The organism is Kitasatospora sp. NPDC001261 (assembly GCF_042896795.1).
GTDB lineage: Bacteria > Actinomycetota > Actinomycetes > Streptomycetales > Streptomycetaceae > Kitasatospora.
This window is the reverse complement of the sequence record NZ_JBIAXP010000014.1, coordinates 32,272-45,079: the sequence shown is the minus strand read 5'-3', so window position 1 is coordinate 45,079 and position 12,808 is coordinate 32,272. Positions and strand designations below refer to the sequence as shown.

Sequence of the window (12,808 nt, the reverse complement as noted above, 5' to 3'; positions counted from 1 at the left end):
GAAAGTTGTTCGCTGAAAGCTGTTCGCCGAAAACCGTCGACTGAGAGCTGTCAGCCGCAAGCCGCCACCCGGCCCGCGCCGCCCCCTCAGCCCGCGAGGACGTCCCGCAGCGCCCGGGCCTCCTTGACCACCCGGCCCGAGCCTCCGCGTTCGGCCGCCGCCGTCACCTCGGCGACCGGCCCGCGGGCCCCGGTGCGCCGGGCGCAGTCGGCGGCCAGCGCGATCAGGTCGCCCAGCCCGCGCGCCGACTGGTCGGCCTCGCCCAGCAAGGCCGGCAGGGCCGCCCTGAGCACCGACCAGACCGTCGCCCGGGCACCGGTCTCCGCCGCCGTGGTGAGCGCCGCCCCCAGCCGGCCGGCCATCACCGTGCCGCAGGCCACCAGGGCGCCGAGCTCGCGGCCGAGCAGCGCGCCGTCCAGCTCGCCGCGCGCGGCGAGCACCAGCAGGGCGTCCACCGCCGCCGTCCGGTCCTCGGCGTGCCGGGAGCCCAGGCCGTACGCCAGCGCGAGGTGCAGCGCGAGCCCGGCCGGGCCGCCGGCCTCGGCGAGCAGCGGGAGGTAGCGGGCGGCGCCGCGCTCGTCCTGGTCGGCGCCCCCGGCGAAGGGGTCGAGCCAGCGCGCGGCCAGCTCCTCCCGGTGCCAGGGGAGCATCGCGAACCAGTGCGCGACGGGCCGCCACGTCCAGCCGTACACCGTACGGGCCCGGGCGACGCTGGGCTCGGTGCCGTCCAGCAGGGCCCGCGGCTCGGCCGGGAGCCGCTCGCCGCCCGGCCCCTTCGGTCCGGCGCCGATGCCCGGCTGGGCGACGGCGATCCGCTCGACCTCCTCCCACCAGCGGTCCCCGTGCACGTTGGTGTGCCGCACCCCCTTGCCGGGCGCGAACACCACCCGCTCGGAGGGCTGCCCGGGCAGGCCGCCGGTGCGCAGCCAGTGCGCCAGCCACCGCCCCGCCGGGGAGGTGAGCGCCCCGGCGGCCTTCAGCACCGCCTCCTGGGCCCGCACGTCGACCCGCAGCAGGGCCTGGGACAGGTCGGCCTTCCCCGGCTTGACGCCCGCCGCCTCGTACCCGGCGAGCCGCTCGACCAGTTCGGCCGCGTCCAGTGCGCCGGTGGCGTCGGTCGGGGTGGCGAGCAGGTACGGCAGCCCGGCGTGGTGGACCTGCCAGGCGGCCTCCTCCAGGCGGGCGGCGAGGACGGCCCCGTGCACGGTGGTGTGCGCCCCGCGCAGCACGGAGCGGCCCTTGCGGCCGAGGTAGTCCCAGACCTTCCACGGCGGCGTCTCCCCGGCCACCGCGGCCACCACGTAGAGGATCTCCCGGGGCGTGCAGTCGCCCACGCTGTTGGTGCCGCGCCACGGGTGCACCCGGCGGACCGGCTCCACCGCCTCGGCCAGCGCCTTCCGGTCCAGGCGGGTGAGCCGGACCAGCCCGTCCAGCACCCGCTCGAAGTCCGCCACGGCGGGCTCCTCCGAGGCGAGCAGGGCGGACAGCTCCTCCGCGAGTTCCACCGCCGAGCCGATCGGGGCGCCGAGCGGGCGCGGTTCGGGGGCCGGCGGGAGGAAGGCGTTCCACCCGGTGTCCGGGTCGTCCCCGTCGCCGCCGACCGGCGCGCCGAGCAGGTCGCCCGCGCGCTGGTGGTGGGCCGGGTTCAGCCCCTCGGCGGCGGTCCGCAGCTCCGCCACCACCGCCTCCCCCGCCGCCTTCAGGTGCCGGGCCACCACGTTCAGCGCCCGTTCCTGGAGGGCCGCGTCGGGGTGCCCGAAGACCTCGGCCGCGGCCAGCACCACCGGGCCGGAGCGCCCGGGCGCGCGCCGGGCGGCCTTGTCCAGCCAGGCCAGCTGGGCGCGGACCAGCTTCTTCTCGGTCCGGAACAGCACCACCGCCGAGGCCTCGGCGAGCACCTCGGGCTCGATCAGGCCGGCCTCGTCCAGCCCGGCGAGCACCTCCTGGGCGTGCCCGGCGAGCACCGACTGGCCGTCCAGCAGCGCCACCAGGTCGCGCACCCGGGCCGCGTACTCGGCCGGTGTCGGGCCGAGCGCCCGCAGCACCTCCAGGAGGGCCCGCTGGTCGGCCGGCTTGCCGCCGCGCAGCAGCCGGGCCAGGCAGCGGTCGAGCAGCTCGGCCCGGTCGACCAGGCCGGCCGCGGCCAGTTCGCCGATCGCCTCGGTCCAGACGTCGCCGGGGCGCGGGCTGTGCCGGTGCGTCAGCTGCCAGCCGATGTCCGCGAGTTCGAGCAGCTCGGGCAGCAGCACCGGGGTGAAGGCGTCCTGGCGCAGCTTCTCGGCCAGCGTGGGACGCGCGCCGCGGCTGCCGAAGTCGCTCACGCGGTCCGTCCAGCCCCGGACGAAGGTCTCGCCGCGCGGCACCTCGCAGCCGGTGCGCCGGACCACGGCCTCCATCACCGGGTACATCGACCAGCCCTGGTTGCGCACCGGCCGGACGGCGAGCCGGGCGACCACCTCGACCTGCCACTCCACCGGCTGCGCCTCGACGACCTGGTGCAGCACGGAGTTCCGGGCCCAGTCACGGACGCCGAAGTCGCTGCCGGCCAGCCAGGTGGCGGCGGCGGCCGGGCCGGAGTGGCAGCCGGCCCCGGCCACCAGCAGGCGGCCCCTGGTCTCGGTCGCCTCCCGGGACCACTCCTGGCGCAGCTCCTTGCGCAGCGCCTTGAGCGCGGTCAGGGCGGCCCGCCGCTGGGCCGCGTCCAGCCCGGCCAGCAGCTCCGGTATCCGTGCCAGCCGCCCGGACCGGACGGCCGTCAGCAGCTCGTCGACCGGCCCCTGCCGGTCGGCCCCCTCCACCGTGCTCACGCTCCGGCCCCCTTCGTCCCCGCCGCCCCGGCGGCCGTCTCCCGCACCATGCCGACCGCGAGCGCGTGCTTGCACGGCCCGCGTCCGCCCCGGTACTTGCCCCACCACAGGCAGGTGCAGCTCAGCCGCCCCGACTCGTCCGTCCGCACCCGCTGGATGTGCTCGTCCACCGTGACGACGGCCGTCGCCCCGCCCTCCTCCAGCCGCACGGCGCCCGCCTCGACCAGTGCCCGGGCGGCCCGCAGCCGGGGGTTGGCCGCCTCGGCCCGCCCGGCGTCGTACGGGAGCTGCCGGTGGAAGTACGCGGCCTCGGCGGTGTCGTAGCCGATCTGCCCGGCGGTGCCCAGCCGGGTGAGCGCGGCGCGGACCCGCTCGGGGCTCAGCCCGGACTGGGCGGCGAGGTCCCCGACCTCGATCCGGGGCTCCCAGGCGAGCAGCACCGCGATCAGCTCGGCGTCCCGTTCGGCCGTGCCGGTGGCGAGCGCGTCGAGCACCCCGCCCTCGCCGGAGAAGCCCCGGGCGGCGTTGGGCGACAGCGTCAGGGTCAGCCGCATGCCGGGCAGCACCGCCTCCCAGGCGGAGGCGGTCGGCTCCCCGGCCGCGACCGGCCCGTAGACCCGCAGGGCGAGCGCGTGCCGCAGCACCCGCTGGAGCGCCACCAGCCGGTCGGGCCCGGGCAGGCAGACCGCGCCGGGCACCGGCCGGGTGGTCGGCCGCAGCGTCCTCCCGGCCGGGACGACCCAGCCGACGCCGGCCCGCCCGCCGCGCGGCAGCGAGCGCAGGAACCGCACCGCCTCGGCGGCGGGCAGCTCGGCGCGCGGTTCGAAACCGGCGGCGACCACCTGGGTCTCGGCGAAGCCGCGCAGCCAGCGCTCCGGCAGCGGCACCTTCTTCTCGACCAGCGGGCCGTCGAAGGTGGTGACCTCCAGCGCGTCCGGCCCGACCGCGAGGTGCAGCGGGTCGGCCGGGCCGATCCTGGTCAGCGCCTCGCGCAGCGGGTTGTTGACGTCCACGTTGGTGGTGCCGTGGCCGATCTCGTCCCCGTCGAGCCCGGCCCCGAGCACGTCGAGCCGGGCGTAGACGCCGCAGCAGCCCGAAAAGGACTCGAAGCGCAGCCGGTCCCCGTTGGCGGTGACCACCGGGTCGAGCGAGGCGCGCAGCCGCGGCTGGTAGTAGCGCGCGGCGGCGACGTCCGCGACCGCGAGCAGCGCGGCGGCGGCCGGCGCCGGATCGGCCAGGAAGCCCGCGAAGAAGCGCGGGTTGGCGGCGGCGCCGAGCGGGGTGGCGCCGCCGGAGGTGGCCAGGTCGAGGTGCCGGCCGTCGGCGCCGTCCAGGACGGCCGACGGGCGCAGATAGGCGTACGCGTGTGCGGATTGCGTCATGCCGAGCACGCTAGGTGAGGGCACTGACAATCCGTCGGGACGACCGCGGGGCGGCCTCGCGAGGGCGCCAGGAGGGCCCCGCCCCGGCCGGGCGCGGGGCCGGAACCGGGGATCGGACTGGAACGTGTTCTATGTCATCAGGCGAGCCCGCGGACGGCGTTACCCAGGTCACACCACCACACGGTTGGCTTCTGCCACTATGGCCTCGTGACCGACCTCACCGAACCGCACGTCCGGGCCGAACGGCGCGCCGTGCCGGCCGCCCCGTTCGCCGAGCTGCTGGAGATCGAGCGGCTGGACGAGAACACGTTCCGGGGCTGCTGCCACGCCGGCGCCCCGATGCGCGCCTTCGGCGGCCATGTCGCCGCACAGGCGCTCGTCGCCGCCGGGCGCACCTGCGAGGACGAGCGCCCGGTGCACTCGCTGCACGGCTACTTCCTGCTGCCGGGCACCCCGGGCCACCCGATCGACTACCTGGTCGAGCGGGTCCGCGAGGGCCTCTCGTACACCACCCGCCGGGTGACGGCGCTCCAGCGGGGGAACGAGATCTTCACCCTCTCGGTCTCCTTCAAGCACCCCGAGCCGGCCGCCGACCGCCAGCGCCGGATCCCGCCGCTGCCGCACCCGGAGTCGCTGCCGAACGCCGTCGCCCTCCTGCCCGAGGAGGTCCGCCGGGGCTTCGCCGCGTCCGGCGGCTTCCGCGACCTCGACCTGCGGTTCGTCCCGGCGGACACCCCGGGGCTGCCGCCGGCCGTCCCCGGGCTGCTCCAGCAGTTCGTCTGGATGCGCACCGCCTCCCCGCTGCCGGACGGCGACCCGCTGCTGCACGCCGGCGCGCTCACCTACCTGTCCGACCTCACCCTGGCCTCCACCGTCGGGCTGGACGTGCAGTCGAACTTCTTCCAGCGCACCGAGCCGCCCCGGCTGCTGATGGCCTCGCTGGACCACGCGATGTGGTTCCACCGCCCCTTCCGGGCCGACGAGTGGCTGCTGTTCGCCCAGCGCAGCCCGTCCTCCTCGGACGGCCGGGGCCTGGCGCTCGGCGAGTTCTACGACCTGGACGGCCGGCTGGTCGCCTCCGCCGTCCAGGAGGCGCTGGTCCGCGACCCGTCGTGACGCCCGAGGGCCCCCTCGTCACACCTCCGGCACCCCGGTGACCGCCGGACGAACGGAAGGGGGCCGGACGGCGTCATACTCCTGAGCGGCCCCGGCCCGTATCATGGTGCGGGTGACCAAGGTTGACCTGTCACCACGGCCGGTGGAGGCGATGTCTCCGCGTCAGCTCGAACGCCGCGAAAGCCTGATCGCGGCCGCGCTCGCCCTGGTGAACGAGATCGGCGTCGAGCGTATGCAGATGAAACAAGTCTGCGAGCGGTCCGGAGTCGCCCTGGGGACGGCGTACCGCTACTTCTCCTCCAAGGACCACCTCCTGGCTGCGGCGATCGCCGAATGGCACCGCCTGCTGCTGGCCGACCTGGTGGCCGAGCTGCGCGGACCGAGGGCCGGGCTCGGGGCCACCGACCGGGCCGTCCGGTTCGTCCGGGGCGGGATGCGGGCCTACCAGCGGCAGCCCGAACTCGCCCGGCTACGGGTGGCCGTGGCCGCCTCCACCGACCCCTTCGCCAGCGAGGCCCTGCAGGGCATGGCCCGGGCCGACAGCACCGCCCTGCAAGCGGTGACGGCCGAGGTGCCGGCCGCCGCGAGCGACCTGGTGCGGCACATCGTGGCCCACGCCTGGCAGGGCGAGCTGACCGCCTGGGTGACCGGCCGCACCACCCTCGGGGACGCCCGGCGGCGCCTGGAGGACGTGGTGCGGCTGGTGCTGACCCCGTACGAGACGCGCTACCCGGCCCCGTACGAGGTCCAGTCCACCGGCTGAGCCGCGCCACGCCACGAGCCCCGGCGGCGAGGTCCGTGGCGGGGCTCGGACCGGCGCTCGGCTCAGACCGCCGTCACCGGGTGGGCCACCACGGCACCGAACAGGTAGCCCTCCCGGTTGAACAGCGCACGCTCGGGCTGGGTGTTCCCCCGGCGGTCCGTCGCGCGGGCGCGCAGCTCGTACGGGCTGGGCCGCCCGGGGCGCCAGTCGAAGCTCCAGCGCGTCCAGCCCTCGGCCCGCGGCTCGTCGCGCAGCTCGGCGCGCCGCCAGGTCCGGCCGCCGTCCGTGCTGACCTCGACCCGGCGCACCGCCGCCACGCCGGACCACGAGCGCCCGTGCAGCCGGTGCTCGCGGTCCGCCGCCAGCCGCGCTCCCGCGGCCAGCTCGAAGGCGCTCTTGACCACCTGGACGGTGAGCGGGTCGCCCCCGCCGGGCGGGTAGTCCGGGCCGAACATCCGGTAGAAGTCGGTGTTCCACGGCGAGTACAGCGGGTGGTCGGCGACCTCCACGCTGCCCACCCACTTGATCGAGGCGATGCCCACCCAGCCGGGCACCACCAGCCGGGCCGGGGCGCCGTGGTCCGGGGTCAGCGGCTCGCCGTTCATCTCGTACGCGAGCAGCACGTCGTCCAGCGCCTTGGCGATCGGCAGCGGGCGGCGCACCGGGCCGTAGTTGGTGCCGCCCGCGACGAAGTCCGGGTCCAGGCCGGTGGGCAGCACGTCCACCGCCGCCCCGGTCAGCCCGGCGGCCCGCAGCACCTCGGCCAGCCGGACGCCCCGCCAGCTCGCCGAGCCGACGCCGCCGAGCGTCCACGGCGTGCCCGGGACGGGCTGGCCCTGCTGGCCGGAGTAGTAGCTGCGGCCGTTGCCGGCGCACTCGATCAGCGCGCTGATCCGGGTGGACGGCAGCTCCCGCAGGTCGTCCAGGCCGAACTCGACCGGGCGCCCGGCCGTCGGGGCGCCGCGCAGGCCGCTGCCGAAGAGCCTGAGGCTCCAGGTGTCCGGGTCGATCAGCGGGGTGCTGGTGTGGTTGCGGACGAAGAACCGCTCCACCGGCACGTGGCGGCCGATGGCGGCGCCGCCGTCGGCGCCGCGGAAGGTGTCCCAGCGCGTCTCCGCGTTGGTGCCGTGCGGCACGAACCACTCGGCGGGCAGCGGTTTGACGATCCCGGGCACGGGCCCGGACGAGCCGCCGGACACCGCCCCGGGCGCCGGCCCGGACACCTCCTCGGCGGCCGCCCGGCCCGCGGTGACCAGGGGCGCGGCCGGGACCGGCGCGGCGAGCGCCCCGGCGGCGGAGGCCGCCCGCAGCAGCGTCCGGCGGTCCACGCCGTCGGCACGCGCGCCGTCCCGGGCGGCCCGCGTCGGCTCGGCCCGCCTCCGGTCGGCCCTGCTCCGGTCGGCCTGCCTCCGGTCGGTCTGCCTCCGGTCGGCGGGCGTCGGATCGGCCGGTGTCGGGACTGCTTCGTTCGGGGTGCGGACCTCGTCGTCCATGAACGGCGTTCCTTCCGTTTCAGCGTGGTCGGTTTCGGCGCCGCGCGCGACCGCGGCCGCCGCCGGGGCCCGCGGGCCGTCCTGGACGGGCTTCCGCTCCCCGGTCTGACCTACTCACCGGTGTGGACTCCTACCGTTCCCATTGTGTCGGCGAAACCCCGCCCCGCAGCGGAGCAGCCCATGTCAGCCACCCCGCCCGCCCGGATCCTCCGGGGTCCCGGCCCGGAACCGCCGCTCGCCCACGGGGCCGGGGCCGGCGCCCGGACACCTTCGATCTGGCCGGATACCCGCTCGGCGCCGCCGTCGCCGTCCGGATCGCCACCCGCCGCCCCGGGCGGGTCCGCTCGCTGCCACTGCTCGCCGGCATGGCCGGGGCCCGGCCCGGTGGCGGACGCTCTCCGAGCTGTTCATCGACCTGGCCGACCGGCCGGACGAGCTCCCCCCGCTGCGGGAACACCCCAAGTCCCCGGCACCGGACGGCTTCCGGCAGCGGTTCCGGCCCGCCGCCCGGACCGACGTCCGCGCCGAACCGGCCGCGACAGGCGTCCCCGCCCTGGTCGCCGGCCGGGCTGATCCCCGGCGCGCGCCTGGCCGAACTCCCCTGCGGGCGCCCGCCGGTGGCCGGCGCGCCGCCCGAACTGCGCGACGTACTGCCGGAGTTCCTCACGAGCCGAGCCTCCCGGGGGAACACCCCGGCAGGCGGCGGCGTTCGCCCGGTCATGCGCATCGGAGAACTCGCCCGCCTGACCGGGGTGTCCACCCGCCTGCTCCGCTACTACGAGGAACAGGGCCTGCTCCGGCCGGACCGCACGGCGGCCGGCTACCGCGAGTACGGCGAGGAGGACACCGTCCGGGTGTGGCAGGTCCGCAGCCTGCTCGCGGCCGGTCTGAGCACCCGGGTGATCGCCGAGCTACTGCCCTGCGCCACCGGTCCGGTCCCCGTCCTGGAGGCCTGCCCGGAGCTGCTCGCCATCCTGCGCGGCGAACTCGCCGACCTGGACTCCCGGATCGAGGACCTCAGCCGCAGCCGCCGGGCGCTCTCCCACTACCTCGCCACCGCGCGCGACTCCGGGCCCGACCACGGACGGCAGCACGGGCCCGGGCACCGGCACGACGACGGGCACGACTACGGCGAGGAGCAGGCGGCCTGACGGGACGTAGGTCCCGACCCCGCGCTTCCCCGGCGCGCCGTCCCTCCGCTCACGGAGCGGACTGGACATAGTGCGACATACAGCTTGAATCCGAGCGTGCCGACGCACGCCGAGTATGTCGAGGGGTCCATCCGATGAGCAGCCAGCCGCCCCAGTCCGACCAGCCCGTGGAGGAGCCCGACGAACCCGCCGCGACCCTTCCGGCCGACCGGGCGGTGTTCGGCATCGGCGCCGTCCTGGTCCTGGCGGTGGTCGCCTGGGGCGTCTTCGCCGAGGACTCGCTCGGCCGCACCTCCGACACCGCGCTCGGCTGGGTACTGCACAACTTCGGCTGGCTGTTCGTGGTGGCCGCCGACGTCTTCCTGGCGCTCAGCGTGCTGCTCGCGTTCAGCCGCTTCGGCCGGATCCGGCTCGGCCGCGACGACGACGAGCCCGAGTTCTCCACCCTCGCCTGGATCGCCATGATGTTCAGCGCCGGGATGGGCATCGGCCTGATGTTCTACGGCGTCGGCGAGCCGCTCCAGCTCTTCGCCACCCCGCAGCCGGGCTCCGGCCTGGAGCCGCAGAGCGCGGCCGCCGCCCAGCAGGCCCTGGAGTTCTCGCTCTTCCACTGGACCCTGCACCCGTGGGCGATCTACGCGGTCGGCGGCCTGGCCCTCGCCTACACCACCTTCCGCAAGGGCCGGGGCAACCGGGTCTCCGCCGCCTTCGTCCCGCTGATCGGCCAGCGCGGCGCGGACGGCTGGGCCGGGCGGACGATCGACCTGCTGGCCGTGTTCGCCACCGTCTTCGGCTCCGCGACCAGCCTCGGCCTCGGCGCGCTCCAGGTCGCCGACGGGCTCGGCTACATCACCTCCGTCCGCAACACCCAGAACGCCCAGCTGATCATCATCGGCTCGCTGACCGCCGCGTTCGTGGTCTCCGCGTTCTCCGGGGTGCACAAGGGCGTGAAGTGGCTCTCCACGGCGAACGTCGTGCTGGCCTCGCTGATCATGGTCTTCGTCTTCGTGGTCGGCCCGACGGTCTTCGCCCTGGACGCGATCCCCTCCTCGGTCGGCGGCTACCTCTCCGACCTGCTCGGGATGTCCACCCAGACCGGCGCCTTCACCGACGAGAGCTGGCTCGGCTCCTGGACGATCTTCTACTGGGCCTGGTGGCTCTCCTGGGCGCCCTTCGTCGGCACCTTCATCGCGCGGATCTCGCGCGGCCGCACCATCCGGCAGTTCCTGCTCGGCGTGCTGCTGGTGCCCAGCGGGGCGACGGTCATCTGGTTCTGCGTGATGGGCGGCACCGCGATCCGGCTGTCCACCACCGGCGCGGCCGACCTGGTCGCGACCATCCCGCAGGGCCCGGAGGCCTCGCTGTTCGAGATGCTGCGCGCGCTGCCACTCGGCTCGGTGACCAGCGTGGTCGCGGTGCTGCTGGTGATGACCTTCTTCATCACCAGCGCCGACTCGGCCTCGCTGGTGCTGGGCTCGCTCTCCAGCCGGGGCTCGCTGCACCCGCGCACCTGGCTGGTGGTGGTCTGGGGCGTGCTGATGGGCGGGGTCGCGGCGGCCCTGCTGCTGGCCGGCGGGCTCACCGCGCTCCAGAACGCGACGATCCTGGTCGCGCTGCCGTTCGTGGTCGTGATGCTGCTGCTGTGCGTCTCGCTGGTGAAGGAGCTCCGCGAGGACCCGGCCGCCGCCCCCGCCCGCTTCCACCCTCCGCACGGCCTGCGGGACGCCGTCCGGGAGGTCGTCGGCGAGTCGGGCACACGCCGCTGACCTGCGCGTACGCCCCGCCCGGTGACGGGTGGGGCGTACGCGGCCAACCGACGCCCAACTCCCGTCCGGACTTCACCCGCACGTACCGACCGTTCACGCCGCCCTGGAAACCTCCCTGTCATGAACGCCAGCCCTCAGGCGCCCTACCAGGAACCGCGCTTCCCCCTGCCCCAACGGCACCGCCGGCTGCTCGCCGTCACCGCCGTACTCACCTCCATCGCCCTCGGCACCCTGGGCGTCGGCGCCACCGTGGAAACCGTCGAACACGGCCCCCTCGCGAGCGCCTCCGCCAGCAAGTAGCCTCTGCTCCACCCAGCACCGCGGTCCCGTTCCGGGCCCGGTGCTTCTTGCTTTCCGCCACCAGGCGGCGGAGCCGGGGCGGCACGGTGGGCGCCACCGCCACGGCGGCGGTCCGCTACGCCGGCTGTCCGGGGCGGGAGTGGCGGCCGGTGCCGGGCGTGGGGTGGAGGTCGGGGGCCGGGGCGTAGCGCGCGGCCGGGGGGCGCAGGCGCCAGGCCGGGGGGCGGGTGGGGTGGGGGGTGGGGGTGATCAGGGCGAGGCGGTGGAGCACGTCGAGGGCGTCCCGCCGCAGGGCGGTGCGGTCGGCGAGGTAGCGGGCGGGGAGGCCGAACTCGTCCGCGATGTCGCCGAGGACGCCGTCTATCAGCGCGTCCGGGATCGGGACGTCGCCGGCCACCGGCTCGTCGGGCAGCGGGCGGACCTCCTCGACCAGGCGCTCGACCAGCAGCAGGGCGGCCTGGGTGAGGGTGCCCCCGCCGGGGAGGGCGAGGTCGGTGAGTTCGGCGGCCGGGTCGAGCAGCGCGACGCCCTCGGCCCGCAGTTCGGCCTCCAGTCCGAGGAACTCGGCGAGCGCCGCCGGGCCGCTGAGCCGGTGCTCGTCCAGCCAGGCGCGGTGGTCCTCGGGGAGGTCGGCGGCCAGGACGGCGGGCGTCTCGGCGAGCAGGCGGCGGACGGCGGTGGCGGGCTCGGCCTCGGCGGCGCGGCGGATCAGGTCGGCGGCGTCGTCGGCGAGGGCGGGCGGGCCGGCCGGGACGGCCCGGGCGAGTTCGCGGTCCACGGTCAGCACGAAGGAGTCGTCGGCCGGGCCCTCGGCCGGCAGCTCGCCGAGCACCTGCCAGCCGGCCAGCGCGGCCAGCGCCATGGCGAGGTCGGTCGGTTCGGCGGTGAGTTCGGGGGCGGCGGTGTTCATCGCGTCGAGCAGCCGCCGGTAGCCGAGCTCCTCCGGGGCGTCGACCAACAGGGCTAGCGCGAGGGCGAGTTGGGCGTACCCGGCCGGGGTGAACGGAGTGCCGGTGACGGGGTGTTCGAGGCGGCGCGCGGCGCCGGGGCCCAGGCCTGCCTTGCAGAGCCGGGCGTGCCAGGGGCCGACCACGAGGCGGTAGCCGAGCAGGGTGTCGAAGCGCTCGGCGAGCCAGTCGCGGTGACGGCGGATCAGCGGGAAGCCGTCGGCGTGCGGGCCGGAGGCGGTGACCAGCGGGTGGGCGAGCAACAGCCGGGCGGCGATTCGGCGTTCGGCCGCCGGGAGCTCCTCGCCGGAACGATCCTGCGCCACGACGGTGGGCGGTGCCACCCGCGTGCGTTCGGGCCTGCGGTGCCGGCCCGGCCGGCCCGTCTTGGCCCCCGACCGGACGACGGGCAGGGCGGCGTCGTCGCGCCGGGCGCGGCGCAGCCCGCCCTCGGTGCGGTCCTCGCGGGGGCGTACGGGCGTGGCCAAGTGCGCGGTGGGGCCGTGCCACCAGCTGACGCCGGGATCGGCGGCGGGCTCGGCGGCGGTGCCGAGGTGGCGGGCGGGGTAGAGGCCGAAGGAGGCGGTGCAGAGGTCGTCGGCGGTGCCGGGGGTGGCGGCGGCGAACCAGTGGGCCAGGCGCAGCAGCCCCGGGTCGGGCGAGAGCGTCGTGTCGACGGCCGGAGCGGCCGACGCCTGCGGGCCGTCAGCACCGCTCCCCATGGCCGCCCCCGGCGTCCTGTCAGCGGGACCGGAGGAGCGGCCCGCGTCGGAACCGGAGGCACCACCGGCGTCGGGGCCAGCCTCGGGACCGGCTTCGCGTACGGCGAGGACGGCGGCGGCGGTTCCCCGCCCTGCCCCGCCCGTGCGTCCGTCCGGCCTGCCGGCGGCCACCCGGGTGGCGCCGACCGCGTAGTCCTGCTGATCCATGTCGGGGTCCAGACTAGACGGTGCCCGGGCCACCCGACCGCAGCAACCGCCCTCCTGAGGAACTCTCCGCAAGAGCCCTCGAAGCGGCCGACCGCGCTCCGCTCACCGGCCGCCCCGTCATCCGCCGCACCCCGCCCGGGTTACGCACCGGTAA

At 76.4% G+C, this 12,808-nt stretch carries 9 protein-coding genes; 5 read left to right on the top strand and 4 right to left on the bottom strand.

Going from position 1 to position 12,808, the window contains the following annotated elements; all coding sequences use genetic code 11:
* Positions 1 to 86: 86 nt before the first annotated feature.
* Entirely contained in the window at positions 87 to 2,807 is a 2,721-nt protein-coding gene (locus tag ACFY4B_RS19830; protein WP_387969369.1) for a DUF6493 family protein, read from the bottom strand.
* A complete protein-coding gene (locus ACFY4B_RS19825; protein WP_387969366.1) occupies positions 2,804 to 4,189 on the bottom strand; it encodes an SWIM zinc finger family protein in 1,386 nt (461 codons plus the stop codon). The genes ACFY4B_RS19830 and ACFY4B_RS19825 overlap by 4 nt, the downstream gene beginning before the upstream one ends.
* Positions 4,190 to 4,396: 207 nt before the next feature.
* Here ACFY4B_RS19825 and ACFY4B_RS19820 point away from each other — a divergent pair, with 207 nt between their 5' ends.
* Both ACFY4B_RS19820 and ACFY4B_RS19815 read left to right on the top strand, forming a co-directional pair.
* Positions 4,397 to 5,305 carry an acyl-CoA thioesterase gene (locus ACFY4B_RS19820; RefSeq protein WP_387969364.1) on the top strand — a complete coding sequence of 303 codons (909 nt, stop codon included), beginning with the start codon at positions 4,397 to 4,399 and terminating at the stop codon, positions 5,303 to 5,305.
* Between the two features lie 112 nt (positions 5,306 to 5,417).
* The gene (locus tag ACFY4B_RS19815; protein WP_063780393.1) at positions 5,418 to 6,068 is read left to right on the top strand and encodes a TetR/AcrR family transcriptional regulator; all 651 of its coding nucleotides are present in this window, start codon (positions 5,418 to 5,420) and stop codon (positions 6,066 to 6,068) included.
* A gap of 62 nt (positions 6,069 to 6,130) precedes the next feature.
* Here the strand turns inward: ACFY4B_RS19815 and ACFY4B_RS19810 are convergent, their stop codons facing one another.
* Entirely contained in the window at positions 6,131 to 7,561 is a 1,431-nt protein-coding gene (locus ACFY4B_RS19810; RefSeq protein WP_387969362.1) for a sulfite oxidase, read from the bottom strand.
* 719 nt (positions 7,562 to 8,280) lie between these two features.
* Between ACFY4B_RS19810 and ACFY4B_RS19805 the strand changes: the two genes are divergently transcribed.
* The 3 genes from ACFY4B_RS19805 to ACFY4B_RS19795 all read left to right on the top strand — a co-directional run bounded on the left by ACFY4B_RS19805 (position 8,281) and on the right by ACFY4B_RS19795 (position 10,778).
* On the top strand, positions 8,281 to 8,712 hold the full coding sequence (locus ACFY4B_RS19805; protein WP_063780401.1) for a MerR family transcriptional regulator: 432 nt from the start codon (positions 8,281 to 8,283) through the stop codon (positions 8,710 to 8,712).
* A 134-nt stretch (positions 8,713 to 8,846) separates the two neighbouring features.
* The gene (locus ACFY4B_RS19800; RefSeq protein ID WP_049659793.1) at positions 8,847 to 10,478 is read left to right on the top strand and encodes a BCCT family transporter; all 1,632 of its coding nucleotides are present in this window, start codon (positions 8,847 to 8,849) and stop codon (positions 10,476 to 10,478) included.
* Positions 10,479 to 10,598: 120 nt separating this feature from the next.
* Positions 10,599 to 10,778, top strand: a complete 180-nt coding sequence (locus ACFY4B_RS19795) for a hypothetical protein (protein WP_049659792.1) — start codon at positions 10,599 to 10,601, stop codon at positions 10,776 to 10,778.
* A gap of 115 nt (positions 10,779 to 10,893) precedes the next feature.
* Here ACFY4B_RS19795 and ACFY4B_RS19790 read toward each other — a convergent pair whose 3' ends face one another.
* Positions 10,894 to 12,654, bottom strand: a complete 1,761-nt coding sequence (locus tag ACFY4B_RS19790; protein ID WP_387969358.1) for a DUF2398 family protein — start codon at positions 12,652 to 12,654, stop codon at positions 10,894 to 10,896.
* Positions 12,655 to 12,808 lie beyond the last annotated feature (154 nt).

Excerpts from the sequence above, each read along its gene's own strand:
- ACFY4B_RS19825 (WP_387969366.1), bottom strand. The coding sequence starts at position 4,189 with ATGACGCAATCCGCACACGCGTACGCCTATCTGCGCCCGTCGGCCGTC.
- ACFY4B_RS19810 (WP_387969362.1), bottom strand. The coding sequence starts at position 7,561 with ATGGACGACGAGGTCCGCACCCCGAACGAAGCAGTCCCGACACCGGCC.
- ACFY4B_RS19805 (WP_063780401.1), top strand. The coding sequence starts at position 8,281 with ATGCGCATCGGAGAACTCGCCCGCCTGACCGGGGTGTCCACCCGCCTG.
- ACFY4B_RS19800 (WP_049659793.1), top strand. The coding sequence starts at position 8,847 with ATGAGCAGCCAGCCGCCCCAGTCCGACCAGCCCGTGGAGGAGCCCGAC.
- ACFY4B_RS19795 (WP_049659792.1), top strand. The coding sequence starts at position 10,599 with ATGAACGCCAGCCCTCAGGCGCCCTACCAGGAACCGCGCTTCCCCCTG.
- ACFY4B_RS19790 (WP_387969358.1), bottom strand. The coding sequence starts at position 12,654 with ATGGATCAGCAGGACTACGCGGTCGGCGCCACCCGGGTGGCCGCCGGC.